At 67.0% G+C, this 25,498-nt stretch carries 24 protein-coding genes and 2 pseudogenes; 11 read left to right on the top strand and 15 right to left on the bottom strand.

What is annotated here, in order from left to right:
- Positions 1 to 105 precede the first annotated feature (105 nt).
- The 5 genes from BN1263_RS02740 to BN1263_RS02730 form a co-directional block, all read right to left on the bottom strand.
- Positions 106 to 363 (bottom strand): hypothetical protein, encoded by a 258-nt coding sequence (locus tag BN1263_RS02740; RefSeq protein ID WP_021202623.1) that lies wholly within the window; start codon positions 361 to 363, stop codon positions 106 to 108.
- A gap of 2 nt (positions 364 to 365) precedes the next feature.
- Positions 366 to 1,160: an RHS repeat domain-containing protein gene (locus tag BN1263_RS20780; RefSeq protein WP_527059170.1), complete on the bottom strand. Its 795-nt coding sequence runs from the start codon at positions 1,158 to 1,160 to the stop codon at positions 366 to 368.
- Positions 1,161 to 1,523: 363 nt separating this feature from the next.
- Entirely contained in the window at positions 1,524 to 1,844 is a 321-nt protein-coding gene (locus BN1263_RS20825) for a hypothetical protein (protein WP_260832896.1), read from the bottom strand.
- A gap of 21 nt (positions 1,845 to 1,865) precedes the next feature.
- Positions 1,866 to 2,087 carry a hypothetical protein gene (locus BN1263_RS20820; protein ID WP_260832895.1) on the bottom strand — a complete coding sequence of 74 codons (222 nt, stop codon included), beginning with the start codon at positions 2,085 to 2,087 and terminating at the stop codon, positions 1,866 to 1,868.
- A gap of 52 nt (positions 2,088 to 2,139) precedes the next feature.
- The gene (locus tag BN1263_RS02730; RefSeq protein WP_058979429.1) at positions 2,140 to 2,547 is read right to left on the bottom strand and encodes a hypothetical protein; all 408 of its coding nucleotides are present in this window, start codon (positions 2,545 to 2,547) and stop codon (positions 2,140 to 2,142) included.
- Between the two features lie 567 nt (positions 2,548 to 3,114).
- On the opposite strand from BN1263_RS02730, the gene BN1263_RS02725 reads away from it, so the two are divergent.
- The 4 genes and pseudogenes from BN1263_RS02725 (at position 3,115) to BN1263_RS02710 (ending at position 7,869) form a co-directional block, all read left to right on the top strand.
- On the top strand, positions 3,115 to 3,495 hold the full coding sequence (locus tag BN1263_RS02725; RefSeq protein ID WP_058979427.1) for a tautomerase family protein: 381 nt from the start codon (positions 3,115 to 3,117) through the stop codon (positions 3,493 to 3,495).
- Positions 3,496 to 3,687: 192 nt separating this feature from the next.
- On the top strand, positions 3,688 to 4,083 hold the full coding sequence (locus BN1263_RS02720; protein ID WP_058979426.1) for a DUF2946 family protein: 396 nt from the start codon (positions 3,688 to 3,690) through the stop codon (positions 4,081 to 4,083).
- 129 nt (positions 4,084 to 4,212) lie between these two features.
- Positions 4,213 to 6,352 (top strand): annotated as a pseudogene (locus tag BN1263_RS02715) (TonB-dependent receptor).
- An 11-nt stretch (positions 6,353 to 6,363) separates the two neighbouring features.
- The gene (locus tag BN1263_RS02710) at positions 6,364 to 7,869 is read left to right on the top strand and encodes a PepSY domain-containing protein (protein ID WP_058979424.1); all 1,506 of its coding nucleotides are present in this window, start codon (positions 6,364 to 6,366) and stop codon (positions 7,867 to 7,869) included.
- Positions 7,870 to 7,878: 9 nt separating this feature from the next.
- Here BN1263_RS02710 and BN1263_RS02705 read toward each other — a convergent pair whose 3' ends face one another.
- Together BN1263_RS02705 and BN1263_RS02700 are read right to left on the bottom strand one after the other, a co-directional pair.
- Positions 7,879 to 9,012, bottom strand: coding sequence for an MFS transporter (locus tag BN1263_RS02705; protein WP_058979422.1), 1,134 nt, complete (start codon positions 9,010 to 9,012; stop codon positions 7,879 to 7,881).
- 11 nt (positions 9,013 to 9,023) lie between these two features.
- Positions 9,024 to 9,800 (bottom strand): DeoR/GlpR family DNA-binding transcription regulator, encoded by a 777-nt coding sequence (locus BN1263_RS02700; RefSeq protein WP_058979420.1) that lies wholly within the window; start codon positions 9,798 to 9,800, stop codon positions 9,024 to 9,026.
- A 156-nt stretch (positions 9,801 to 9,956) separates the two neighbouring features.
- On the opposite strand from BN1263_RS02700, the gene smqnr reads away from it, so the two are divergent.
- The gene (gene smqnr / locus BN1263_RS02695) at positions 9,957 to 10,604 is read left to right on the top strand and encodes a SmQnr family pentapeptide repeat protein (RefSeq protein WP_044569588.1); all 648 of its coding nucleotides are present in this window, start codon (positions 9,957 to 9,959) and stop codon (positions 10,602 to 10,604) included.
- 3 nt (positions 10,605 to 10,607) lie between these two features.
- Here smqnr and BN1263_RS02690 read toward each other — a convergent pair whose 3' ends face one another.
- Both BN1263_RS02690 and BN1263_RS02685 read right to left on the bottom strand, forming a co-directional pair.
- Complete coding sequence (locus BN1263_RS02690; RefSeq protein ID WP_058979418.1) at positions 10,608 to 11,282, bottom strand: class I SAM-dependent methyltransferase; 675 nt, start codon at positions 11,280 to 11,282, stop codon at positions 10,608 to 10,610.
- Positions 11,283 to 11,416: 134 nt separating this feature from the next.
- Positions 11,417 to 12,796, bottom strand: a complete 1,380-nt coding sequence (locus BN1263_RS02685) for an aminotransferase-like domain-containing protein (protein ID WP_058979416.1) — start codon at positions 12,794 to 12,796, stop codon at positions 11,417 to 11,419.
- 133 nt (positions 12,797 to 12,929) lie between these two features.
- Here BN1263_RS02685 and BN1263_RS02680 point away from each other — a divergent pair, with 133 nt between their 5' ends.
- On the top strand, positions 12,930 to 13,793 hold the full coding sequence (locus tag BN1263_RS02680) for a DMT family transporter (protein WP_058979414.1): 864 nt from the start codon (positions 12,930 to 12,932) through the stop codon (positions 13,791 to 13,793).
- Between the two features lie 49 nt (positions 13,794 to 13,842).
- Here BN1263_RS02680 and BN1263_RS02675 read toward each other — a convergent pair whose 3' ends face one another.
- Positions 13,843 to 14,766: a LysR family transcriptional regulator gene (locus BN1263_RS02675; protein WP_058979452.1), complete on the bottom strand. Its 924-nt coding sequence runs from the start codon at positions 14,764 to 14,766 to the stop codon at positions 13,843 to 13,845.
- Between the two features lie 106 nt (positions 14,767 to 14,872).
- On the opposite strand from BN1263_RS02675, the gene BN1263_RS02670 reads away from it, so the two are divergent.
- On the top strand, positions 14,873 to 16,390 hold the full coding sequence (locus BN1263_RS02670) for an MFS transporter (protein ID WP_058979451.1): 1,518 nt from the start codon (positions 14,873 to 14,875) through the stop codon (positions 16,388 to 16,390).
- Positions 16,391 to 16,669: 279 nt separating this feature from the next.
- Here the strand turns inward: BN1263_RS02670 and BN1263_RS02665 are convergent, their stop codons facing one another.
- Positions 16,670 to 17,074 carry a GFA family protein gene (locus BN1263_RS02665; protein ID WP_058979411.1) on the bottom strand — a complete coding sequence of 135 codons (405 nt, stop codon included), beginning with the start codon at positions 17,072 to 17,074 and terminating at the stop codon, positions 16,670 to 16,672.
- Positions 17,075 to 17,244: 170 nt separating this feature from the next.
- Between BN1263_RS02665 and BN1263_RS02660 the strand changes: the two genes are divergently transcribed.
- Together BN1263_RS02660 and BN1263_RS02655 are read left to right on the top strand one after the other, a co-directional pair.
- Positions 17,245 to 18,219, top strand: coding sequence for an Lnb N-terminal periplasmic domain-containing protein (locus tag BN1263_RS02660; protein WP_058979410.1), 975 nt, complete (start codon positions 17,245 to 17,247; stop codon positions 18,217 to 18,219).
- The gene (locus BN1263_RS02655; protein ID WP_058979408.1) at positions 18,219 to 20,240 is read left to right on the top strand and encodes an esterase/lipase family protein; all 2,022 of its coding nucleotides are present in this window, start codon (positions 18,219 to 18,221) and stop codon (positions 20,238 to 20,240) included. Before BN1263_RS02660 ends, BN1263_RS02655 begins: the two co-directional genes overlap by 1 nt.
- An 87-nt stretch (positions 20,241 to 20,327) precedes the next feature.
- Here BN1263_RS02655 and BN1263_RS02650 read toward each other — a convergent pair whose 3' ends face one another.
- The gene (locus BN1263_RS02650) at positions 20,328 to 21,749 is read right to left on the bottom strand and encodes an MFS transporter (RefSeq protein WP_058979407.1); all 1,422 of its coding nucleotides are present in this window, start codon (positions 21,747 to 21,749) and stop codon (positions 20,328 to 20,330) included.
- A 29-nt stretch (positions 21,750 to 21,778) separates the two neighbouring features.
- On the opposite strand from BN1263_RS02650, the gene soxR reads away from it, so the two are divergent.
- Entirely contained in the window at positions 21,779 to 22,213 is a 435-nt protein-coding gene (soxR, locus tag BN1263_RS02645) for a redox-sensitive transcriptional activator SoxR (protein ID WP_058979405.1), read from the top strand.
- Between the two features lie 83 nt (positions 22,214 to 22,296).
- Here the strand turns inward: soxR and BN1263_RS02640 are convergent.
- Positions 22,297 to 22,926: pseudogene (locus BN1263_RS02640) on the bottom strand (short chain dehydrogenase); the annotation flags it as partial.
- A gap of 71 nt (positions 22,927 to 22,997) precedes the next feature.
- Between BN1263_RS02640 and BN1263_RS02635 the strand changes: the two are divergent.
- A complete protein-coding gene (locus BN1263_RS02635; protein ID WP_058979403.1) occupies positions 22,998 to 23,873 on the top strand; it encodes a LysR family transcriptional regulator in 876 nt (291 codons plus the stop codon).
- A 59-nt stretch (positions 23,874 to 23,932) separates the two neighbouring features.
- Here the strand turns inward: BN1263_RS02635 and proC are convergent, their stop codons facing one another.
- Positions 23,933 to 24,754 (bottom strand): pyrroline-5-carboxylate reductase, encoded by an 822-nt coding sequence (gene proC, locus BN1263_RS02630; protein ID WP_058979401.1) that lies wholly within the window; start codon positions 24,752 to 24,754, stop codon positions 23,933 to 23,935.
- A gap of 18 nt (positions 24,755 to 24,772) precedes the next feature.
- The gene (locus BN1263_RS02625; protein WP_058979397.1) at positions 24,773 to 25,450 is read right to left on the bottom strand and encodes a YggS family pyridoxal phosphate-dependent enzyme; all 678 of its coding nucleotides are present in this window, start codon (positions 25,448 to 25,450) and stop codon (positions 24,773 to 24,775) included.
- Positions 25,451 to 25,498: the final 48 nt, after the last annotated feature.

The raw sequence follows: 25,498 nt of genomic DNA, 5'->3' as shown, positions 1-25,498 counted from the left end.
CCAGCAGGATCAGCCGAATGCGCGCTCCGTCTCAGCCGTGTTCTTCCAGCGGCGCGCTTGATCTTCGCCGTGCGTCAATCAGGCCGTGCCCGCATCAACGTGCCTTCAGTCACCCGACGCATCGGGCCGATCAACGACGGGGCCGACGAAGTCAATGATTTCTTCGATCTCAATGCCTCGTTGATTAGGTTCATCGTCAGGCCCCAAGCCGCTCTCTGACAGTTCTTCCAGCAACGCATCAATCAGCGACTCGCGATCACGCTCAACGAGGTATCTGACGCCATTCTCGGGTAGGAGCAAATTGTGCTTCGCTGCGATTTCAACCAACAGCGAGCGCAGGCTGGGTGAGATATCCTTCTTCATCTTTACTTTACCTTCGGGTCTCTCAGTCCTTCGCTATTCTTCGGGAAGGCCGTTATGACCTTCCCTTCGCCGTTCAAAACTACTTTCGCATCCTTCCCTGTGTACGCCGTCTTGCCGCCGGCCTGCTCGGCAACCTTCGCGGGTTCTTTCACTGCCGATAGTATGGCCTTTGCAGAGACCCCCCTGCCTCCATCGAGGGAGATTGCCTGATTCAAGCCGTGCTTAGTGTAGCCGGTGATCTTTCCCGCTACTGCGCCAGAAGTGCCCGTGACACCGGCGGCTCCTGCGCCAATCTCTGCCGCAGTGGCTACCGCTCCTGGATTTGCCATTGCGGCCAGACCACCCTCTGCGAGTACTGGAGCCGCCAGAATTGCGGTTAACGCGACACCAATTGCCGGTCCGAGGCTATCGCTTGGATTTCTCGGCGGAGGAGCAATCGGTTGCCCATTCGTGGCGTCGTTGACTACCTTGAAGGCTGCACCACTCTCCCGCCCATCAGGATCCGTGAACTTGTAAGGGTTTCCGTTGGCATATCGATACCGGTTGAACTGTTCAACTGGCTTCTGATAGGCCGTTACCGGGGCCACCGATAGGAAAATCCCCAACTGTGGATCCATGTACCGCTGCTGCATGTAGCTCAGCCCGGTGACCGAGTCGCTCACATGTCCCGTGTATCCCGGTCCGTCTGTGGCCTGGCCACCTACCAAGGCCCCATAGGGCTCATAGTCGTAGCGCTTGATCACTTTCCCATTGGCATCTGTTTCGGCGACGACGGAGCCAAGGGCGTCAGTGTGGATCTAAGTGACTGTTTCCTGGCCTGCGGCGATGGCAGATGGTAATAGGCCAAGGCCGAATGGCAGCGCAAAGCACAACCAGGTGCCTATGGCAGCCAACTGGCGGAATTGAGATTCAAATCTCCTGAAGCGCGAAATTGCACCACCTGCAGCATCCCTGCACCTACGCATTCTTCGCATCCCCGGAAACGCCTTCGAGTAAGGCTTGACCGGATATTACGATCATGAAGCTTGTTGGTCGATGCGGGCCACGCAGGGGAGGGGGCGGAAAGTCCTGCTCTACAGCGGTCCCAGCCATTCTCTGAGCTCACTGCTGGCCTTCATTTACTCAGGGGTTTTCTTCTGTGAATGGGAACAGGCCTTGTCTCAGCCGTGTTCGTCCAATAGCTCGCGCGCGATCATCGCCGTGGCATCCAGCAGGTCATGGCCGCTACCCGCCTGCACCACCACTGCAAGCAGACCACGGCCCACCTCGGCATTGCCGCTGGTCAGCTCCATCTCGCCTTCAAAGCACAGATCGGCCAACCATTCATGAGCCTGTTGCAGCCCGCGCTTGCGGACGCGGCGGAACTCCGCGAGCAGCTTCGCCTGGCCGGCCTTCTGCTCACCGTCGGCCAGCAGGCCGATGGCACCGCCGTGCACCGCGCGCCAGAGGGCCGGCAGTGGGCGACCGTTCGCGTCCACCACGTCCGGCGAGAACTGCGCGCACTACATTTCGTAGCGCTTGCCCGCTGTGCTGCGGGGCACGATGCCGGCTTCGGCGAGCAGACGTTCGGCTTCATCCAGTGTGCTGAATTTCAAGCGCAACAGTGCAGGGCGGCTCAGCTGTTGTGCCAGCGCCTGCTGGTTGGCGGCGAACCAGACGTTCCAGCCCACGCTTGCGCGGCCTTCCAGTGCGGCCTTGAAGTACTCCAGGTGTTCGGCGTCCATTGCGGTCTCCTGCGCTCCCTGCGCGATTGTAGCGGGAGCACGTCCGGGCCGGTCAGGCGTCGCCGCCGGAGAGGCAATGATGTGCTTCGCGCACCAGTTGTCGTGCGGCCACGATCAGTCCGTCGATATGGAAGGCGCCCAACTGTTCGTCCGGGCCGCCTTCGTTGCGCGCATGGTCGGCGGCCTGCAGCAGATCGAGTACTGCGCTGAGCCCAGACATCGAGCGGCGCAGGGAGGCGTGGTTGCTGGCACCGAGAGTGAGGCTGTTGCACGGCTGTCCGTCATCACCGTCGGCATGGTTGATCGCATTGAGACGGGCGAAGAACGTGGCCGACTGCGCCGGAAGGTTCTGTTCGTTCAGGGCGCACTCGATCTCGCGTGCGAGGTCCCCGGGCACGTCGGCTGCGACGTCGCCGATAAGCGCGCGCAGGCGGGGATGGATGGCCGTGCGGTTGGTCATGGCGAAACCCTCATTGGCGTAGGGCCACCTTCCGGAGTGAAGGTGGCGGACGGTGCGGGTTGGCGTACCAAGGCAAACAAGCTTCAAGGGAGAAGAACGCCTGGCGGATCTTGTGATCCCCACGCACCGGCCGCCATGGAGGGCAGTCGATGCATTCTCTCAGCTGCGATTTCTTTCGCAGCCCTTGAAGCCTGTTCGTTTATTCGAGACGCCAATCCCGGCCAAGGTGTCTTGCCCCGGCGCGGCGATCTTCAAGCCGGGCAATCACATCGGTCTGTAAGGAAAATTCTCAACTGTCCCTAGGCAGGCCAGACGTTTCCCGATGTGTGCCGTCCAGCACCCGCGAGTAGTGCGGCCCATCACTGATGGCGCACATCGCCGCCCCTGCCGACCGTGCACATGACGACTCCGGAGGGATGCCGCCATGGCAATCGCGTCACCCCGCGCGCCGGAGGCGGGGACCATGCCACGCATGGAGCCAGAGGGTTCCATCCCTGTGCTGTCCCACCGCCCCGGGCAGGCGTAGTCTCAGCCTGTCGTCGTACCCATCCAGTCTGGAGTGCCACCATGCCGCTCGCCCGCATCGATCTTCGCAAAGGTAAATCCGCCGACTACCTGCAACGGGTCGGTGAAACCATCTACCAGGCCCTGCGCGCAGTGGGCGTGCCGGAGAACGACCGCTTCCAGATCTTCCAGGAACACGCGCCCGGCACGCTGATCTACGATCCCGGCTACCTGGGCGTGGATCGCACCGACGACTTCATCTGCATCCAGATCACCTGGAACGAAGGGCGCACGCTCGAGCAGAAAAACGCGTTGTACCTGGGCATTGCCGAGGGCCTGCATGCGGCGGTGGGCATCCGCCGCGAGGATGTGTTCATCAATCTGGTGGAAGTGAAGCGGGAAAATTGGTCGTTTGGTAATGGTGTGGCCCAGTACGTGAGTTGATGGGCAAAAAGCATCCACGCATGGCGTGGATCTACTGAATGGAGGGCGTGCGCGGGGGAGGACAGTCCTGCGTCACCGTGTCGCAGGGGGGAAACCCTGAACGGGGGCCAAGGTTGGCCATGGCCCCCGTAGAATGGCGGCGTGCGCCGTTCTGCTCTCCACCGCCGGTTCCAGGCCCTGGCATGGCTTGCCATGCTGCTGGTGCTGCTCGCCCCGCTGGTGAGCCGCTGGCTGGCGCACGGTCACGTGACTGCCGCTGCGCCGGTGGCGGCCATGGACCACGCGATGCACGCAGAGCATGCGCAGCACGCGATGGAAGGGCACCAAGACCATCACGCGATGGCGATGCCGCACGGCGAGGCCGCAAAGAATCCGCCCGCCGATCCACATGCCGATCATGAGATGGGCGTGGACTGCGATTACTGCCTGATCGCTGCACGGCTGATCACCCTGCTGGTGGCGGCAGTCCTGCTGTTGGCGCCGATGGCGCCAGTGTGCCGCGCACTGCGCGGTGCGGTGCAGGCGTTGCCGCAACGGATCAGCGGCACGTTGGGAGCGCGTGGGCCACCGGCCTTGATGGCCGTCTGAGCCGCACGCGCGTTGCATTGAACGTTCTTCCATGAGGTTGCCGGCCACGGCCGGTGCCCGCACGCGCGTGTCTGTCCCTTTCTGATTGCTGCCCTGCCATTGCGGGGTGGCCTTGCATGCCGTGAAAAAATGAAAACGAACCCCAACTCCGCGCGCCTGCGCCGGGCGACGCTGCCTGTCCTGTGCGCGTTGCTCCTGCATTCCGCGCCCCTGCTGGCCGCCGACGCGGCACCCCCGACCACGCTGGATACCGTGCGGGTGGTCGATACCCGCAGCGGTGAACTGTCCTCCACCGCCAGCGCCGGCTCTGCGTTGGGCCTGAGCGTGCTGCAGACACCGGCCAGCCTGACGGTGATTTCGCGCGAGCAGCTGGAGCAGCGCGGCGACAGCAACCTCAACGATGCGATCAGCCGGGCGGGTGCGATCAGTGCGATGCCGCACCCGGGGCAATGGCCTGAGCGCGCTCTCCAGCCGCGGCTTCACCGACGGTGCCTCGGTGATGCGGCTTTACGACGGGCTGCGCCAGTACGGCGGCGTGGGCATCACCTTCCCGTTCGATACCTGGTCGATCGAGCGCATCGAAGTGCTGCGCGGCCCGGCGTCGGTCATCCATGGCGACGGTGCAATCGGCGGCGTGATCAACATCGTGCCGAAGAAGCCCTCGCGCGGGGCCATCGAGAACGAGATCAGCGTGACCGTGGGCAGCGAGGACACCGCGCGGCTGGGCTTCGGCAGTGGTGGCGCGCTGACCCCCGAGCTGGCCTACCGGCTGGATGTGAGTGGCAACTACAGCGGTGGCTGGGTCGACCGTGGACGCAACAGCGACGCGACATTCTCCGGTGCGTTGCTGTGGCAGCCACGTGCGGACCTGCAGCTGACGCTCACCCACGCGCAGGGCTACCAGAAACCCATGCGCTACTTCGGCACGCCGCTGGTCGAGGGCCGCCAGCTGGAGGCGCTGCGCCACCGCAACTACAACGTGGACGACAGCGAGATCCGCTTCCGCGACCGCTGGACCCAGCTCGACGCGCTGTGGACACCGAACGCGAACGTGGAATGGCGAACCCGCGTCTACCAGATCGACAGCCAGCGCGATTGGCGCAATGCCGAAGCCTATGTCTACAACCGCGCTACCGGGCTGATTGATCGCTCGGGCAATACCGAGATCACCCACAACCAGGTCCAGACCGGACTGACCTCGACGCTGCGCGTGCAGGGAACGGCGGGTGGCCTGCAGAACAACTTCGCGGTGGGCCTGGACGCGAACCGCGCGCACTTCAAGCACACCAACAACACCTATGCCGGCAGCTCGGGCCCGGTCGATCCGTTCGATCCGGTGCCGGGCCAGTTCGCCAGCGATGCGCCGAACCTGCCGCGCTACCGCAACCGTGCCGAGCAGTACGCGCTGTTCGTGGAAGACCGGCTGGCGCTGAGCGAGCGCTGGTCGGTGCTGGGTGGGCTGCGCCACGACCGCGCGCGTATTGATCGCACCGATCTGATCAGTGGCCAGAACGCGTTCTCGAAAACCTACAGCAGCACCGGCTGGCGTGCGGGTACGGTATTCGCGCTGCAGCCGACGCTGAGCCTCTATGCGCAGTACTCGCAGGCGGCGGACCCGGTCAGTGGCCTGCTGATGATCAGCCCGGCCAACGGTGCGTTCGATCTGGCCAAGGGCCGGCAGATCGAGGTGGGCCTGAAGCAGGCCTTCGACGGTGGCGAGTGGACGCTGGCGGCGTACCGCATCCGCAAGACCGGGCTGCTCAGCCGCGATCCGCGGGTGCCGGATCGCCGCGTGCAGGTGGGTGCGCAGACCTCGCGCGGTATTGAAGCGTCGTTGACCTGGAACGTCGCGCCGCTCTGGACGCTTGATGCCAACGCGACGGTGCTGAAGGCCGAATTCGAGGACTTCCTGGAAACCACGGGATCGCCGGCGGTGCTGGTGTCGCGCGACGGCAACGTGCCGCCGAACGTGGCCGAGCGCCTGGCCAGTATGTGGCTGAGCTGGCAGTTCGCACCGGATTGGAGTGCGGCGGGGGGCGTGCGTTATGTCGGCAAGCGCTACGCCGACAACGCCAATACGCTGGAACTGCCCGGCTACAGCACCACCGACCTGGCACTGACCTGGCAGGCGGCACCGCGCACGCGGCTGTCCGCGCGGTTGTTCAACGTGTTCGACAAGGCGTACTACGCCACCGCGTACTACACCAGCACGCAGTGGTTGCTGGGTGCGGACCGGCGCGTCGAATTCACCGTCGACCATCGCTTCTGAGGGCGCTGGCGATGACGTTGCGTTCCACCGCCAAGCGCTGGACCTACCTGGTGCATCGCTGGCTGGGCATCGGCGGATGCCTGCTGATGCTGCTGTGGTTCGTCAGCGGCATGGTGATGCTGTTCATTGGTTACCCGAAGCTGACGCCTGGCGAGCGGCTGGCGGCGTTGCCGGTGCTGGGTGAGGCCCGCGACCTGCAGGGGCTGTCTGTACTGCCTGCCGCCGTGCAGGCCGAGCCGGAGGCTGTGGCATTGACCACGCTGCGTGGCGAGCCGGCGTATGTGGTGCGAAGTGGCAGCAACGTGGGCGCCTGGTCTGCCGTGACCGGCCAAGCGCTGCTGCCGGTGTCGGCACAGCGCGCCGAAGCATCCGCTGCGCAGTTCGCGGTCGGCCAGGCCTTCGTGGGTGCGATGCGCGTGGAGGAGGACCGCTGGACGCATTCGCGCGCATTGGATGTGCATCGACCGCTGTATCGCGTCGAGGTGGGCGGCGCGCAGCCGGGCGACCTGTACGTGTCCTCGCGTACCGGTGAAGTGGTGCTGGACGCCCCGCATGTGCAGCAGCGCTGGAACTATGTGGGCGCCTGGCTGCACTGGCTGTACTTCCTGCGCATGCAGTCGGTGGACCCTGTGTGGACGTGGGTGGTGATCGTGCTGTCCGCACTGTGCACGGTGGCGGCGATCAGCGGCATCGTGGTGGGTGTGTGGCGCTGGCGTTTCCGTGGGCACTATCGTTCCGGTGCGAAGACGCCGTACGTCGAGTCGTGGATGCGCTGGCACCACCTGCTTGGCCTGATGGCGTGCGCCTTCGTGTTCACCTGGATCTTCAGCGGGCTGATGTCGATGAATCCACTGGGTGTCTTCAGCAGTACGCGTGAAGCGATCGATGTTGAGCACTATCGTGGCGGTACGGTGGCGGTGGACGGTGCGCTGGGTGATCCTGCGAAGCTTCTGGCGGTGGCCGAAGCTGGGCGCTTCCGGCCGGTGGAGATCCAGTGGCGACGGATCAGTGGTGAACTGTTCGCGGTGCTGCTGGACGGGCAGAGCGAGACCCGCATCGTGTCCGGCGGCAATGGGCATCTGCAGGTTGCGCGGCTGCTGCCGGCGGCGTGGCTGCAGCAGAAGGTGCGGGCGCTGTCCGACGCGCCGATGCAGGGCTTCGTGGTGCGGCAGGCAGCGGATGCCTACTTCTATCCGCGTGCGCCAGAGGCCATGAATGGTGCAGCGGTACGCCGCTTTCCGGTGGCAGTGGTCGACTTTGGCGACGCGGAGGCGACGCGCGTCTATCTCGATCTGGCGACCGGCGATCCGCTGCTGACGATGGGGCATCGCGAGCGGGTGGGGCGCTGGTTGTTCTCCTTCCTGCACAGCTGGGATCTGCCGGCGATGCTGCGCCAGGAAGGTGTCCGGTTGGCGGTGTTGCTGCTGCTGAGTGCTGCCGGCACCGCGCTGTGTGCCACGGCGACGGTGATCGGCTATCGGCGATTGCGGATGAAGCTGCGGCGCGGGCGGCGTTGATGCCTTGGGCTACACCCGCAGCCACCGCGTGGACATCGCCACCAGCAACAAGGCCGTGGCAACGCCGATGAATGCAGCGATCAGGCCGAAGTGGTTGGCAGCAAAACCGATCAGCGCCGGCCCGGCAAGGATGCCGGCAAAGCCGAGCGTGGAAACGGCGGTGATCGCCAGGGCGCCGGGCATGCGGGTCTGGTGGCCGGCCAGCGAGAACAGCGCGGGTGCGATGTTGGCACAGCCGAGGCCGACCAGCACATAGCCGAGCAGTGATGCCTGCCACGGCGTGACCAGGGTCAGCACCAGCACGCCCGCAGCGGCTAGCAGGGCCCCGAACACGATCGCGCGTTGGCGGCCCACGCGCGCCACCAGTGCATCGCCGAACAGGCGCGCGACGGTCATGGTCAGGGTGAAGGTCACGTAGCCGACGCCGGCGAGGCTGGCATCGACGCGGCGCACATCGCTGAGAAGCACTGCGCTCCAGTCGAGCATCGCACCTTCGCCGAGGAAGGCGACGAACGCCAGCACGCCGATGAACAGCACGATGCCGTGCGGCAGGGCCAGCATCGGTGTGTCATGCGGCATGCGTTCGCTGTGCCAGTACGACGCCGACAACAGCATCGCCAGCAGCATTGCGCCAACGCCGATCAGCACGGATGCCAAGGGCGGCAGCTGTGCGGACAGCAGCACGGTCATGGTGGCCGCGCCGAGGAAGCCGCCGATGCTGAAGAAGGCATGGAAGCCGGACATCATCACGCGCCGTGCTTCGCGCTCGACGATCACTGCCTGTACGTTCATCGTGCAGTCCATCGCACCCACGGCAGCACCGAACACGAACAGGACCAGCCCGAGTGTCCAGGCCGAACCGGCCAGCGCCAGGCCGGGCACGGTCAGGCAGATCAGCAGGCTGCTGGCCACCATCACCCGGCGGCAACCGAGGCGCGCGGCCAGCACGCCGGACAACGGCATTGCCAGCAGCGAACCGGCACCGAGGCAGAGCAGCACCAGCCCCAGCGTGGCGTCATTGATCCCGGTGCGCGCTTTGGCGAACGGCACCAGGGTGGCCCACAGCGCGGTGGCGAAGCCGGGAATGAAGAACGCAGCGCGGGTCGCGTGCTGTTCGGCACGCGCGCGGTTGGCAACGGACATGAGCGGTACGGTCAGGGGGGAGTGGGGTGTACCGCGATGCCGGCGACGTGGAAGCGCGCGGCCAGCGCCGGCGGAGCCGAGGTGGTCAGGACCAGATCGTCGATTTCATCGAGGCTGGCGATCTGCCAGTTGCCGCGGGCACCGAGCTTTTCAGTGGTGGCGGCGACGATGACACGGCTGCTGCAGGCCACCATCGCGCGCTTCAGCGTGGCTTCTTCCGCATCCATTGCCCACACGCCGGTGTCGCCGTCCACCGCGCAGGGGCCGGGCAGGTACACGTCGGCACGCAGGCGCTGCACCTGGGCCAGCGCCTCGGCACCGACCGCACCGCCACCGCTGGTCAGGCGCCCGCCGATCAGCTGCACCGAAGTGCCTTCGAGCATGCTGGCGGCGGTGGCGATCTGCGGGGCATTGGTGATCACTGTCACGCAGAGAGCGGCCGGCAGCTGCTGGGCGATCGCCAGGTTGGTCGAACCGGCATCGAGCAGTACCACCTGGCCGGGTTGCAGCAGCGCGCAGACGCGGGCGGCCAGCTCGGCCTTGTCGCCGCGGTCGCGGGTCAGGCGCTCGCGCAGCGGCCGTTCCTTGGGCGGCGGCAGCACGGCGCCGCCGTAGACGCGCTGGCAAAGGCCCTGTGCGGCCAGTTCGCGCAGGTCGCGGCGGATCGAATCTTCGGAGACGGCATAACGGCGCGCCAGCTCGGCGGCGACCACGCGGCCCTGCTGGCGCAGCTCCTCGAGGATCTGCCGGGTGCGCTGGGCGGGTAGGGGGCTGGGGTCGGCGCTCATGCCGCAAGTCTGCACGTTCGTGCATAATCGTGCAACAACGTGCGTTGGTCGGGAGGGCACAGGGCGGCTGGACTGCCGGTGAACCCGCCCGCCCCGGGGTCTATGGATCGGCCTCGCCGCCCGGCATCATGGCGGGCACTCGGCATGGAATCCCCGATGTCTCCCACCGTTCACCGCAAGCTGCGCATCGGCGCGGACCAGTACACCGGCCAGAAAGTGGTCGACCAGCAGTTCCACGAGTGCGATTTCTCCGGTGCGGACCTGACCGGCACCGAGTTCATCAACTGCAGTTTCTACGATGCCGACAGCCGCGCCGGCTGCCGCTTCAATGGCGCTACGCTGAAAGAAGCCAGTTTCCGCAGCTGCGACATCAGCATGTGCCACTTCAACTTCATCAAGGCGCTGGGCCTGGAGATCAGCGAGTGCCGTGCGCAGGGCGCGGACTTCAGCAACGCCAGCTTCATGAACCAGATCACCACGCGCAGCTGGTTCTGCAGTGCCTTCATCAAGAAGTCGAACCTGCGCTACGCGAACTTCTCGCGGGTCACGCTGGAGAAGTGCGAGCTGTGGGAGAACCGCTGGGATGGCGCGAATGTAAGCGGCGCCAGTTTCGCGGGCTCGGATCTGTCCGGCGGCCAGTTCGAGGGCATCGACTGGAACAGCGCCAACTTCACCGACTGCGACCTGACCAACTCGGAGCTGGGTGAGCTGGACCTGCGCAGCACCAACCTGCGTGGTGCCACGCTGGACGTGCAGCAGGTGGCGCTGTTGATGCAGCGCATCGGCATCACCGTGGTGCCGTAGGCATCACCCGGCGTACGCCACCCAGCCCTTGAAGCTGAAGCCTGCGTAGAACAGCTCCACGCCATCGAAGCCGGCCTCCTGCAGCAGCGCCACTTCCTGTTCGGGGGCCAGCAGCGGCAGCCGCTCGGCAATGGCCTCGATCGCGCGCTGTGCATCGGCGTGGGCAACGCCCGAGGCTTCGGCGAACGCTGCGTAGCGCTGCAACCAGCGCAGCTTGCCGGCCGGTTCCTGCGGCACGCTGTGGTGGGCCACAACCAGCGGCGCGCCGGTCTGCAGGCGCCGGTGCAGCTCGCGCAACGTGTGCAGGCGCTGCCCTGCATCGAGGAAGTGCAGGGTCAGCAGGCAGCTGGCACCATGGAAGCGCAGATCGGGCGCATCGTCGATGTAGCCTTCCAGCAGCTGCACACGCGGCATCAGCGGACCCAGTGTCTGCTCGGCCAGGGCCAGCATCGGTGCGGCCGGGTCCACGCCCAGCAGCTGCCAGCCCGGTTGCGCCTCGGCAAAGGCCTTCAGCTCCAGCCCACCCCCGGCACCGAGTACCAGCACGCGGCCCTGTGCGGGAACGCGTTCGGCCAGCAGCAGGCGGCTCATCTGCTGCAGCGCGAGGAAGCCCGGCACCTGGCGCAGCGGGCCCTCGGTATAGCGGGCCACCGCCTGCGGATCGGAGAACGTGGACATGCGCGGATTCCTGCGGCGGGGGACATGCCACTGTAGCGCGGCGCGCAAGAGGCATTGCGCGCCGCTGCCGCATCGTCGCGGCCAGTTGCGGGGCGTACGCATGGTGGTGGATGCGCTGGTCGCGCATTACCAGCTCAACGCAGCGCGCGTGCCAGCACCTGCCAGATCCTCGGGTCCTGGCACTGCGAGACGTTGAAGCGCAGATAGTCGGCCGCGCGCTGCGACTGGCTGAACGCGTTGCCCGGCGCCAGCACGATGCCCTCGCGCAGGCAGTGCCGCGCCAGTGCGGCGGCGTCGCGGCCATCGGGCAGCTGGCACCACAGGAACAGGCCGGCTTCCGGCTGCAGCCACGGCGTGATGCCCAGCGCCTGCAGTTTCCGCAGTGTGTGCCGGCGTGCATCGGCCAGGCGCGAACGTATCGACTGCATGTGGCGGCGGTAACCGCTATCGGTCAGCGCGATGTGCATCAACTGCGCGGCCAGATGGCCGCCGCCAAAGCTGGTCGCCAGCTTCAGGTCGGTCAGTGCTTCTATCCAGTCGTGGCGCGCAGCGATGTAGCCGCAGCGCGACGCTGCCGACAGCGTCTTGGAGAAACTGCCGACGTGGATCACCCGTGACAGTCCATCGAGCGCGGCCAGCCGCGGTGCCGGCTGCAGTTCGAAGTCGGCGAAGATGTCGTCCTCGACGATGATCAGCTCGCTGCGTTCGGCCAGGTCCAGCAGGCGGTGCGCGGTGTTGGCTGAAAGCACCGCGCCGGTCGGGTTGTGCAGTCCGGAATTGGTGATGTACAGCCGCGGCGAATGCGCCTGCAGGGCTTGCGCGAACGCCTCCAGGTCCGGGCCGCTGTGCGTGTACGGCACGCCGATGGCCTGCACCTGGTGCGCCTTGAGCAGTGCGTGGTAATTGAAGTAGCTCGGGTCATCGACCAGTACGCAGTCACCGGGCTTGAGCAGGAAACGGCAGAGCAGATCGACCGCGTGCGTACCGGATTCGGTCAGCAGGATCTGCTCCATCGGTGCATCGATGCCAAGCGAGGCGCTGCGCCTTTGCAGCAGCTGGCGCAACGCGGGCAGCCCGAGCGGGCCGGCGTAGTCCACCAGTTGCATGGCATCGGCACGCGCCAGCCCGCGCAGGCCGCGGCGCACGCCATCGTGATACAGCCAGTCACTGGGCATCCAGCCGCACCCTGGCTTGAGATCGCCCGCGGGCGTTTCCAGCGATTGTCGTGATACCCACAGCGGATCCACCGCGCGATCCAGCCGCGGCTCCATTTCGGCCAGCGCCAGCGGTGCGGCCGGGCCACTGACGTAGAAGCCCGAGCCTGCGCGCGCACTGATCAGCCCTTCGGCCGCCAGGCGCTCGTAGGCCTCGACCACGGTGGAGACTGAAACTCCCATGGTCGCTGCCTGCGCACGTACCGAAGGCAGGCGGGAGCCGGGGCCATCCACCCGTGCACTGATGCGGGTGCGGACGGTCTGGATGACCGATTCGATGCGGGTGAGCGGGCGCGGCATGGTGGAACCGTAGTGGAAGTGTGGGCAGTACAGTTACTTGCGGCTGTACTGGATTGTAGCTGGGGTCGTTCCGCGCTGGATGCTTCCATACAGGTGCAGCCGGGCATCGTCCGGCACCTTCAGGAGTACAGGCGTGGAACGGTCGGCGAGTGGTTGGATCAATGGCTTCATCGGTGTGGTGATCTTCGCCGGCTCATTGCCGGCCACCCGGCTGGCGGTGCTGCAGCTGGATGCCGGGTTCGTTACCGCCGCACGCGCCACCATCGCCGCGGTGCTCGGTCTGGGGCTGCTGCTTCTGCTGCGCCAGCCATGGCCGCGGCGCGGCGACCTGCCAGGGCTGGTGGTGGTCAGCCTCGGCGTTGTGGTCGGCTTCCCGCTGCTGACCGCGCTCGCGCTGCGTCACGCGTCGTCGGCGCACACCATCGTGTTCCTCGGCCTGCTGCCGTTGAGTACAGCGGTGTTCGGCGTGCTGCGCGGTGGCGATCGGCCGCGCCCGGCGTTCTGGCTGTTCTCGTTGCTGGGCAGTGCCTGCGTGGTCGGCTATGCCGCGCGCAACGGAATCGAGGCCTCGTTGCAGGCCGACCTGCTGATGCTGGCGGCGATCGTGGTGTGCGGGCTGGGCTATGCCGAAGGCGGCCGGCTCGCCCGTCATCTGGGTGGCTGGCAGGTGATCAGCTGGGCATTGCTGCTGGCGTTGCCGGTGATGCTGCCGATGACGGTGCTGATGCGCCCGGCCTCGCTCTCGGCGGTCGGTGCCTCGGCGTGGTGGGCACTGGGCTACGTGGCAGTGTTCAGCATGCTGATCGGCTTCCTGTTCTGGTACCGCGGGCTGGCCCAGGGCGGCATCGCCGCTGTCGGCCAGCTGCAGCTGCTGCAGCCGTTCTTCGGCCTGGCCCTGGCCGCGCTGCTGCTGCACGAATCGGTCAGCCTCAGCATGGTGCTGGTGACTCTGGTCGCGGTGATCTGCGTCGCCGGCGCGCGCCGCTTCAGCCGCTAGGAAAAAGGGGACGGAGGGGATTAAGTCGTTTCAGGCACAGCAGGACCAATTACGACTTAATCCCCTCCGTCCCCTTTTCCGGGGTGCTGCGGAAAAGGTGCGCAACGGCGTAGTCGATGAACACCCGCAGGCGTGCACTGGGATGGCGCCCACCGGGCCACAGCAGCGAGAACTGCCCCTGGTGCGTGGGCAGTGTGGGCAGCACCTGTTGCAGGCGGCCATCGGCCAGCGCGTCGGCTGCGAGGAAGTCAGGCATCCAGGCCAGGCCCATGCATCCGATCGCAGCGGCCAGCACGGCTTCCATGTTGTTGCAGGTCATCGCCGTGGGAAGGCGCGCCCCGGCGTCGCCTTCGATGCCCGGCAGCTGCCACGGATGCAGCTTTCCGGTGGTGGGGTAACGGAAGCGCAGCGCGGTATGCATGCGCAGGTCGCCCACATCGCCGGGCGTTCCATGCATCTGCAGATAGCCCGGCGCCGCACAGAGGATGAAACGAAAACCACCCAGCCGCCGTGCGGTCAGGCTGGAATCGGCCAGTTCGCCACTGCGTATCACTGCATCCAGGCCTTCGCTGACCACATCGACGATGCGGTCGTTGAAGTCCAGTTCCAGCTGCACCTGCGGATAGCGTTGCTGGAAGCCGGGCAGCACCGGCAGCAGGAAGCGGTAGCCGATGGTGGGCAGGCCGATGCGCAGCAGTCCGCTGGGGGCGTGCTGTCGCTGCGCCAGGTCCGCCTGCGCTTCGGAAAGCTCATCCAGCGCACGCCGGCAGCGTTGCAGCAGCAGTTCGCCTTCGTCGGTGAGATGCACGCGGCGGGTGGTGCGCTGGAACAGGCGCGTGCCGAGTTCCTGTTCAAGCCGGGCGATGCGCTTGCCGACGGCCGAGGCTGACAGGCCGAGTACGCGGGCGGCACCGACAATGCTGCCTGCCTCCGCGGTGCGGACGAAGGCGAGCAGGGCGGAGATGGAGTCCATGCTTGGATGATTGCGGAACATCTGGCCGCAATCAACGTCCACCGAGCCTGTTTTTCTGGAATAGCGGCCTGTCCATCATCAATGCCCCTGATGGATGGAGGCCCGCATGGCCCCGGATTCGATGCTCCCTGTACCTGTCCGCGCGCAGCAGCGCTGGGCGCTGCTTGCGGTCTGCCTGGCCGCGCTGGCGTTGCCGTTGTCCTTCTCTGCCGGTGCAGTCGCGGTGCCGGCGCTGGCCCGTTCCGCGGCGGCATCGCCCACCGCGCTGGCCTGGGTGACCAACGCCTTCATGCTCACCTTCGGCAGTCTGTTGCTCGCTGCGGGCGGCTCGGCCGATCGATATGGCCGTCGGCGGCTGTTCCTGCTGGGCACGGCGGGCTTCACCACCGCCACCGCCGCCGTCTGCCTTGCTCGCACGCTGCTATGGCTGGATCTGGCGCGCGGGTTGCAGGGCGTTGCCGCGGCGGCGGCGCTGGCATCCGGCACGGCGCTGCTGGCACAGGCCTGGCAGGGGCCGGCGCGTGCCCGTGTCTTCGCCCTGCTGGGCACCACGTTCGGCATGGGGCTGGCGTTGGGGCCCCTGCTCGCGGGCCTGCTGCTGCAGACATTGGGATGGCGCAGCGTGTTCGCCGCGGGCGGTGTGCTCACGTTGGTGGCCTTCGGCCTGGGGGCACGCGCGTTGCCTGAAAGTCATGGCGAGCGCCGACCACTGGATATCGGCGGCATGCTGAGTTTCAGCCTGACGCTGGCGGCGTTGACCCTGGCGCTGCTGTGGTCGGGCGAGTTCGGCCTGCATGCCGCGCGCGTGCAGCTGGCGCTGCTGGCGACGCTGCTGTTGGGCGGGGTGTTCGTCTTCATCGAACGGCGGCACCCCTCACCGTTGCTGGACCTCTCACTGTTCTCGCAACCGGCGTTCCTCGGTGTCCAGCTGCTGCCGGTGGCGACCTGCTTCGGCTACGTGGTGCTGCTGGTCGTGTTACCTCTGCAACTGCTGGGCGTGCATGGCCAGAGCGCGACGCTGGTGGGACTGCAGATGTTGGCGCTGTCCGCGCCGATGCTGGTGCTGCCGATGCTGGCTGCGCGCTGGGCGGAGCGCGTGGGAAGTGCGCGGCTGTGCACGCTGGGTCTGCTGGTATGTGCCGCCGGCCTGTACCTGTTGTCGCGGCAGGCGTCGCACCCGTCGCCCTCGCAGTGGGTGCCGCTGCTGATGCTGGTCGGCGCAGGCACGGCTTTGCCGTGGGGGCTGATGGATGGACTGTCGGTGAGCGTGGTACCGGTGCAGCGTGCCGGCATGGCCGCAGGCATATTCGGAACCGTGCGGGTGGCCGGCGAAGGCATCGCGTTGGCCGCAGTCACTGCCTTGCTTGCGCTGCTGATCGGCCATCAGCTGCAGGGCGCGTCGCCGGCATCGCTGGTGCGTGCCGGTGCCTATCTGGCCACGGGGGCGCGGGAACAGGCGCAGGCACTGCTACCGACGATAAGCGGCATGCAGCTGCAGCACGCCAGTAGTGAGGCGCTGGCGACACTGCTGCGTGTACTGGCGCTGCTGACCGCCGCCTGTGCCGCCGTGTTGCGCCTGTTGTTGCGGAAAAGGACAGGTGCCTTGGTCGGGAACATGGTGTAGCAGGCTCATCGCCGCCTCCGCCGTCATCCCGTCGTCGTGTCCCGCTCACGTCGCCTATGCCTACCCGGGCCTAGTCTTGATCGTCCCCGTCCCCCCACGGAGACCTGCCATGTGGCTGCTCGACCATCTCTGGCCCGGCCGTCGACCCCTTCCTCCCCCGGTCGAGGACGCGCCACAGGCACCGTCACGCCGGCCCTGGCTGAAACGCCCGGCGCGGGCGGGGCGCAGCGGCATGGCGCCCTGGCAGAAGATCGCCACGCCGCCGCGGCGCACGCGCCACTAGCCGGTGCGGTCTGACGGGTGGTTGACCCCGTCGCTGACCGGAATAACCCCCAGCGCGAACGGATCAATGCCCTCCAGGCAGGCCACGTTGTAGCCGTACTGGTCGGGGTTGGAGCGGCGCCGGTGATGGGTGTAGATGCCGCACACCCCGCAGAAGTAGTGCTCGGCCACATGGGTATTGAACTGGTATTTCTGCAGGTGGTTCTGCCCGCGGAGCACCTGCAGGCCCTGACGGGGGACGCTGGCGGCGATGGCGCCACGGCGGCGGCACATCGAGCAGTCGCAGCGGCGGGGATCGACGATCCCGTCCGGCAGGTCCAGCAGCAGCTCGACCGTGCCGCAGTGGCAGGTCGCGCGGTGCCGGGGTTGGACCGGAACGCCGGCCACGGAAGTGATGCCCATCGTTGCTCCTGTGTGATCCATCTGGCCGTCGGGCCGCAGCAGACGGTGCGCCGGGGTGCCTGAACGGACCGTAGATGCCACGGTGAACCTGCTTGTGGCTAACTATGCGGCTTCGGAACCGCGACAGGATGCCAGTGAAAGCCGCAGGACGTTGGATGACAGGAAGTGCCATGGCGCTGGCAGCGTTGTGGGTGACCGGGCTGCTGGCTTACCAGATGCCTGGGCCGGGCTGGCTGTCCACCGGTGCCGCTGCGCTGTGGCTGCTGGTTGCGCTGTGGGCGTCGTGGCGCGTCGCGCGGGGCCATGCTTCGCGCCGCCTGGGCCTGGCGTTCGGGGCATCGCTGGCACTGGCCGGCCTGTGGTGGCTGCTGCTGACCCCGCGCCAGGACCGCGTCTGGGCCGATGACGTGGCCCAGCGCCTGCATGTGGTCTCCTTCGATGGCCGCCACGTGGTGCTCGACAACGTGCGTGACTTCAGATGGCGGACCGAAACCGACTACGACGCCCGTTGGGTGCGCCGCGCGTACGACCTGGACCAGCTGCGTTCGGCCGACCTGGTGCTGTCGTACTGGATGGGCCCGGCCATCGCCCACACCCTGATCTCGTTCGGTTTCGACGATGGGCGCCACGTGGTGTTCTCGCTGGAGATCCGCAAGGAACGCGGCGAATCGTTCTCGGCGCTGGGCGGCTTCTTCCGCAAATTCGAGATGACCCTGGTGGCCGCGGAGGAGACCGACATCATCCGCACCCGCACCAATGCGCGTGGCGAGGATGTCTACCTGTACCGCCTGCACGGCATGGACCGTGCGCAGCTGAAGGAGCTGTTCGCCGCGTACATCGCGCAGGCGCGCGAACTGGATGCGAAGCCGGGCTTCTACAACACACTCACCAGCAACTGCACCACGATCGTCTTCGATCTGGCCCGCCAGATCGCGCCGCGCCTGCCGCTGGACTACCGCCTGTTGCTGTCCGGCTACCTGGCCGAGTACGCACAGGAGGTCGGTGCACTGACCCCGGGTGTGCCGTACGCCGAGCTGCACGACAAGGGCCGCATCACCCAGCGTGCGTTGGACCTGGGCAGCGGCGAACACTTCTCCACCGTGATCCGCCAGGGCGTACCTGGCACCGAGCAGGACCCGCAGTAATGACTCGACTCCTCCTGATCCGCTGGCAGCGTGCGCTGCCGGTGTTGTTCGTCGCCTTCCTGCTGCTGGTCAGCAGCGGTTGCGCGATGGTCACCGTCAAGCAGGTCAAGTCCAGCGATTCGCTGGTCAACAAGCGTGCCGACGTGCTCAATACCGGCAAGCTCAGCCCCGCCGCGCGAGAGACGCTCAGCGCGGCAGGCCTGGACGAATCGCAGTGCGAGAAGGACTTCCTGGTCTGCCGCAGCACGCTGCTGATGACCGACGATCTCAATGTCGAGCAGCGGCTGTCGGCGCTGTCCGAACTGTGGGTGAAGGCCGCGCTGGCGCTGACGCCGAAGAAGACCGCAGCCGGTGATCCGCCGATGAGCGACGCAGCGCTGGACGCCTGGCTGGAAGCCGCGCGCTACGCCTATGCCTACCTGTTCTACAGCGGCCGCTCACCATCGGATCGCGCCTTCGAAGACCGGCAGACACAGGTGCGTGACTACTACAACTACGCGGCCGAGAAGGCGGCGGTGGTGCTGTTCGTCCGCGCGCGCGCCGCTGCGTTGGCGGGCGAGGACTACACGAAGCCGATCTCGGTCGGCAGCTGGTCGCTGGCTTCCAACTACCAGCAGCTGAACCTGAAGAGCATTCCCGCGCAGCTGGTGCCAGCCGGCACGGTCAGCTTCGTCGGGCTGCGCAGTACTTATCGCCGTGATGGCTTCGGTGCCGAACTGGTGATGGTGATGGACCCGCCGAAGCTGGTCGCACCGGTGATCGCACCCGAGGGCGCCAAGGCTGAGGCGCCGCAGGAGGATGAGGACGACGCACGCCGTGGCCGCCGTCATCGCCACGACGATTCGGTGCCCGAGTTCAGTGAGATGTCCTCGATCAACGTCACCGCACTGCTGCGCTTCGAAGGCAGCAACCTGGACGATGTGATGCGCACGCGCCGGGTCGAGCTGGACGCTTATTCGCCCGAAGCGACCGAGCGCATCACCCTGCATGGCGAGCAGGTGCCGCTGGCCGGCAGCTTCACCGCCGCCTATGGCCTGTGGTTGGCGCAGAGCGGTTTCGCCCGGCAATCACTGCGCACCCTGTTCGGCATGAGCGAGAGCATCGGCGAACCGCACATCTACCTGATGCAGCCGTGGGACCCGAACCGCCGCATCATCTTCATGCTGCACGGCCTGGCCAGCAGCCCGGAAGCCTGGGTGAACCTGGCCAACGAGATCATGGGCGACCCCGAGCTGCGCCAGCAGTTCCAGGTGTGGCAGGTCTACTACCCGACCAACGCGCCGATCGCGCTGAACCGCTACGAGATCGCCAACGCGTTCAATGACACCCTCAAGCACTTCGACCCCAACGGCAGCACGCGCGCATCGAAGGACATGGTCTATATCGGCCACAGCATGGGCGGCGTGCTGGCGCGGCTGCTGGTGAGCGACTCGGGTGATGTGCTGTGGGATGACCTGCTGGCCAACTATGACCTGAAGGGCGAGCGGCTGAAGCGGGTGCAGGCCAAGCTGGGGCCACTGCTGCATTTCAAGGCGCAGCCGAACGTGGAACGCGCGATCTTCATCGCCGCGCCGCACCAGGGCACGGATATCGCCGGCAACAGGGTCGGGCGGCTGATCGGTCGCCTGGTACGCCTGCCGCTGACCATTCTCGGCAAATTCGAGGACGTGTTCATGGCGCTGGCACAGGCCGAGCAGCAGGTCGACGGCACCGCCAAGCCGAAGATCCCCAACAGCATCGACAACCTCAAGGCCAGCGATCCATTCGTAAAGGCCGCAGCGCAGCTGCCGATCGAAGCGGGACTGAAGTACCACTCGATCATCGCCCAGCGCAAGCCGGAGCTGCCGGTGGAAAAGTCCGATGACGGACTGGTGCCGTACTGGAGTGCGCACCTGCCGGGTGCACAGTCGGAGAAGGTCATCATTTCCGGCCACAGCGTGCAGGAGACCCCGCAGGCAGTGCTGGAAGTGCGGCGCATCCTGCACCGGGACATCGATGACGTAGGCACGGGGACCCGGTAGTGCCGGCCGCTGGCCGGCACCATCATGGGATTCCCGCGTGCGCGGAGGTTGCCGGCCAGCGGACGGCACTACCGAAACCCGACGGCGCTACACCCGCCGCGCGATCACCACGGCCAGCACCGCCAGGCCGAAGGTGATCGCCAGGCACAGCAGGTAGCCGGTGTGCGGCGCGCTTTCCACGAACAGCGCGAACAACGCACCGGAGACCGCCAGCGCGGTGGTCACCGACAGGGCCTCGCTCAGCTGCAGGGCCGACGTGTTGGCACCCTGCTCATGCGCTGCTGACAGCGAAAGCGTGAGTACCGAGAGGCTGGCGTAGATCATGCCCATGCCGAAACCGGTGACCGTCCAGCCCACCAGGGCCACCGGCAATGGCACTGCATTGAACAACACCGCAAGCGTTGCGGCGATGCCGAGCGTCATCATCGCCGTGCCGACGCGCAGCAGCTGCTGGCGTGACCAGCCGCGCTGCTGGTGACCCTGCAGCCAGGAGCCGGCGAACCAACCGAGTGCGCCGAGGCTGAGCACCGCGCCGGCCCAGCTGGGCGGGAGTCCGCGTTCGCGCTGCAGCAGCAGCGGCAGGTAGGCTTCGCAGGCGAAGAATGCGGCAGCGGCGATGCCGCGCAGTGCGATCACGCTGGGCAGGCCCCTGCGCAGGATCAGCGTTCCGGCCGGCAGCAGGCGATGCACGCATAGCAGCAGCGCCAGCATCGCCACGCCGATGCAGAGCAGGGCGGTCGGACCGTGCTGCTGGCCGCCGAAGTACAGCAGCAGCGCCGCCAGCGATGCACCACTGGCCCAACGTACGACGTTGCCGCGCCCCTCGTCGTCGTTGCTGTCGGCGGAGGGCTGCATGCGCGCCAGCGCAGGCCGCAGCAACAGGGCAGCAGGGACTGCCAGCAGCGGCACCGCCAGGAACACCCAGCGCCAGCCGAGATGCTGCACGATCAGGCCGCTCAGCGCCGGGCCGACCATCGAGGGCACCACCCAGCCCGCCGAGAATGCCGCGAACACCTTCGGCCGCAGGTGCTCCGGGTAGCTGCGGCCGACCATCACGTACAGCGAGACCGAAATCGCGCCCGCACCCAGGCCCTGCAGCAGCCGCCCGGCCACCAGCATGCCCATGCGCACGGCGAAGCCGGCCAGCAGCAGGCCCAGCACGAAGCAGGCCAGGCCGTACCACAGCGGCCGTGCCGGGCCCTGGCGGTCGGCCCAGCGTCCGGCCAGGGTCATGCCGATCACGCTGGTGGCCAGTGTGCCACCGAAGGCCAGCGCATACAGGCGCAGGCCGCTGAGTGCTTCGGCCACCGTGGGCATCGCGGCCGCGACGGCCAATGCTTCGAAGGCGTGCAGCGCGACCAGCGCGACCATGCCGAGGGTGGTGGCGCGGTAGCGCGCGGACAGGATCGATGTGTCAGCCGGCAGGCGGGTGTCGGCGGGAGAGAGGGTCGGGGTCATACCGGTCAGGGGCGGGCCGCGCTTGTCAACGGGCGGCGAAGATAGCAGCATGCCACCTCAACTATAGTTGAGGTCAAGCAATGGCATCCCAGGAACTCAGCGTTGGCGAGGTCTCCCAGCGCAGTGGCGTGGCCGTTTCCGCACTGCATTTCTACGAGCGCAAGGGGTTGATCAGCAGCCTGCGCACCTCGGGCAACCAACGCCGTTACAGCCGCGACGTGCTGCGCCGGCTGGCGGTGATCCGCGTTGCGCAGCGGGTGGGCATGCCACTGGAAGCGGTCGGCCGCGCCTTCGAGAGCCTGCCTGAAGGCCGTGCACCGACCAAGGCTGACTGGGCCAAGCTGTCCGCGCGCTGGCGCACCGAGCTGGAAGTGCGCATCCACATGCTGCAGCTGCTGCGCGATGAACTGACCGGCTGCATCGGCTGTGGCTGCCTGTCACTGCAGCATTGCCGCCTGGCCAACCCCGGCGACGTCCTCGGCGAACGCGGCGACGGCCCGATGCGCTGGGAGTGAGCGACAAAAAGGGAACGCGCTCCCGGTAGCGCCGGGCCATGCCCGGCGGACGAAAACGACTTAATCCCCTCCGCCCCATTTTCTTACCAGACCGTGATGGTTTCGCCGCTCTGGATGCCTTCCACCGCGCGCTGGAAGGCCAGTGCCGCGCGCTGTGCGCTTACCGCCTCGAAGCCTGGGAAGTAGGGGCCGTAGGCGGCCATCGATTCGATCAGTACGTTCGGGCTGACCACGTTGATGCGCAGGCCGCGCGGCAGCAGCTCCAGTGCGGCTGCGCGCACGAAGCCTTCCAGTGCGGCATTCACTGCGGTGGCGTTGACGCCGTCGCGGATCGGCTGCGCGCTGATGATGCCGCTGGTCAGGGTGATCGAGCCACCGGCATTGAGGTGGTGCTGCGCGGCCAGTGCCAGCCGCACCTGTCCCAGCAGCTTGTCCTGCAGGCCGATAGTGAACTGCTCGGGCGTCATCTCCTGCAGCGGTCCGAAATGCACCGAGCCGGCGGTGGAGATCACCGCATCGACTGCGCCGGTACGCGAGAACAGTTCGGCGACGCTGGCGTCGTCGGTCAGGTCCACGCGCAGTTCGCCGCTGCTGCGGCCGGCGGCGAGAATCTGATGCTGTTGGCCGAGCTGACGGGCGACTGCCTGGCCGAGGGTGCCGCTGGCACCGACGAGGAGGATCTTCATGGCGGTTCCTTGCGTGAGGGTGTGAGCGCAGTCTGCGCCGTCACATTGGGGTTAGGTAAGCGGCGTATGATTCGCAGATTCCTAACTCTGGATTAGCAATGGATACCCTTCGCTGCATGCAGGCCTTCGTCGCCGTGGCCGAGCGCGGGAGCTTCGCAGGGGCTGCCGAACAGCTGCAGGTCTCGGCAGTGATGGTCGGCAAGTACATCCAGCAGCTGGAGACGCATCTGGGCACCGCGTTGCTGCAACGGAACACCCGCCGCCAGCGGCTGACCGAAGCCGGCAGCGCCTATCTGGCCGGATGCCGGCAGGTGCTGGAGCAGGTGCAGCAGGCCGAGGCCGATGTGGCCGGTCTGCAGGTACAGCCACGTGGCCTGCTGCGGGTCAGTGCGCCGACCACCTGGGGCAGCTGCGTGCTGGCGCCGCAGCTGGCCGGCCTGCTGCGCGCACAGCCGCAGTTGAATATCGAGCTGGACCTGAGCAACCGCCGCGTGGATCTGATCGAGGATGGTTTCGATGTGGCGATCCGGGTCGGGCCGCTGCCATCGCAGGAACTGGTGGCGCGGCCGCTGCCGCCGTATGCGATGAGCCTGTGTGCGTCACCGTCGTACCTGCGCCGGCGCGGCACGCCGCGTACGCCCGCCGATCTGGCAGGGCATGACTGCCTGAGCCATCTGGCCTGGCGCGGTGGCCACGGCTGGCAGCTGGCCAACGGTGAACAGGTGGACTGGGAAGCGCGCCTGACCTGCAACGATGGTTTCGCGTTGCGCGAAGCTGCCGTTGCAGGAGCGGGTCTGGTGCTGCAACCGACGGCGCTGCTGGCTGGCGAAATTGCTGCCGGGCGGTTGAAGCCGCTGCTGCGCGACTATCTGCCTGAACCACGGCCGATGCACCTGATCTACCTGCCCGACCGCAGGCCGCGCCCGCGGTTGCAGTGCTTCGTCGATTTCGTCATGACGACATTGGGGCAATGAGCATCCACGCCAGACGTGGATGACGGTGGGTGCCGACCGTTGGTCGGCACGCATCGGGATCAATCATTCGCCGCAGACAGTTCCTGCCCACGCACCTGCGCGGCGCGCAGTGCGGTGTCCACCAGCGCCTCGAAGCCACCGGCCTGGAAGCTCTCGATCGCGGCCTGGGTGGTTCCGTTCGGCGAGGTCACGCGGCGGCGAAGCTCGGCCGGGCTCTCACCGGCTTCATCAAGCATGCGCGAGGCACCCAGCAGGGTCTGCACCACCAGCGTGCGCGCGGCGTCGGCTGGCAGGCCCTGGGCAATACCCGCCGCTTCCATCGCTTCGGCCAGCAGGAACACATAGGCCGGGCCACTGCCGGATACGGCAGTCACTGAATCCATCAGCGCCTCGCTGTCGATCCACACGGTGCGGCCTGCGCTGGCCAGCACCTTCTCGGCCTGTGCGTGCTGCTGCGTGTCCACCGACGGTGTGGCGAACAGGCCGGTCACACCTGCGCCGAGCAGGGCAGGGGTGTTCGGCATCGCGCGCACCACTGCCTGGTCGCCTCCCAGCCAGCGCTGCAGCTGCGCACTGGTGATGCCGGCGGCAATCGACACCACCAACGGCTGGTTTGCCTGGGCCAGCGCCTGCAGCGACTGGCAGACCTCACGCAGCACCTGCGGCTTCACCGCCAGCAGCCAGGTGCTGCCCTGCGCAGCGGCATCAATCGCGTTGTCATGCACCTGCACACCGAAGTCGGCGGCCAGCGCCTGGCGCAGTGCGGCCACCGGTTCGGCGACGTGGATGTGCGCGGCGGGTGTGCCCTGACGGATCAGGCCGGCGATCAGGCTGCGCGCCATGTTGCCGCCGCCGATGAAAGTGATGGAATCAGCTGCCATGGAAAGCTCCTTGGAAAGTCAGGCTGGGCGCGGGCGCGCGCCGAACAGTGCGGTACCGATGCGAACCAGGGTGGCGCCCTCGGCGATGGCTTCGGCGTAGTCGCTGCTCATGCCCATCGACAGCGTGTCGATCTGCACGTGCTGGGCAGCCAGCGACTGGAAAAGTGTGCGCATGCGCACGAATGCATCCCGACGACGCTCGGCTTCGGGCCATGGCGCGGGAATCGCCATCAGCCCGCGCAGGCGCAGGGCAGGCTCGGCGGCAATTGCCGCAGCCAATGCATCCACGTCTTCCGGTGCACAGCCGTGCTTGCTGGATTCATCGTCGATGTTGACCTGGATCAGCACATTCAGCGGGCCGCGTGCGGCCGGGCGATGGCGCGCCAGCGCCGTTACCAGCTTGGGCCGGTCCACGCTCTGCACCCAGTCGAAGTGGGTGGCCACGGCATCGGCCTTGTTCGACTGCAGGTGGCCGATCAGGTGCCACTCCAGCGCCAGGTGCTGCAGCGCCTGCATCTTTGCCAGCGCTTCCTGCACATAGTTTTCGCCGAAGGCCTGCTGGCCCTGTGCGGCCAGCGCAGCCACGGCCTCGGCCGGTTGGGTCTTGGACACGGCCAGCAGGCGCGGATCGGGCCGGCCGGCCGCCTCGGCGGCGGCATGCAGGTTGCTCAGGATCTGGGGCAGGGGAGTGGCCACGTAACGCGTTCCATTGAATCAGGAGGCTATACTGCCGCCCGGGGAAAG

It is taken from the genome of Stenotrophomonas thermophila (assembly GCF_001499715.1).
GTDB lineage: Bacteria > Pseudomonadota > Gammaproteobacteria > Xanthomonadales > Xanthomonadaceae > Stenotrophomonas > Stenotrophomonas hibiscicola.
The sequence above is the reverse complement of the archived record's forward strand: the minus strand, read 5'-3'. Positions and strand labels throughout refer to the sequence as shown.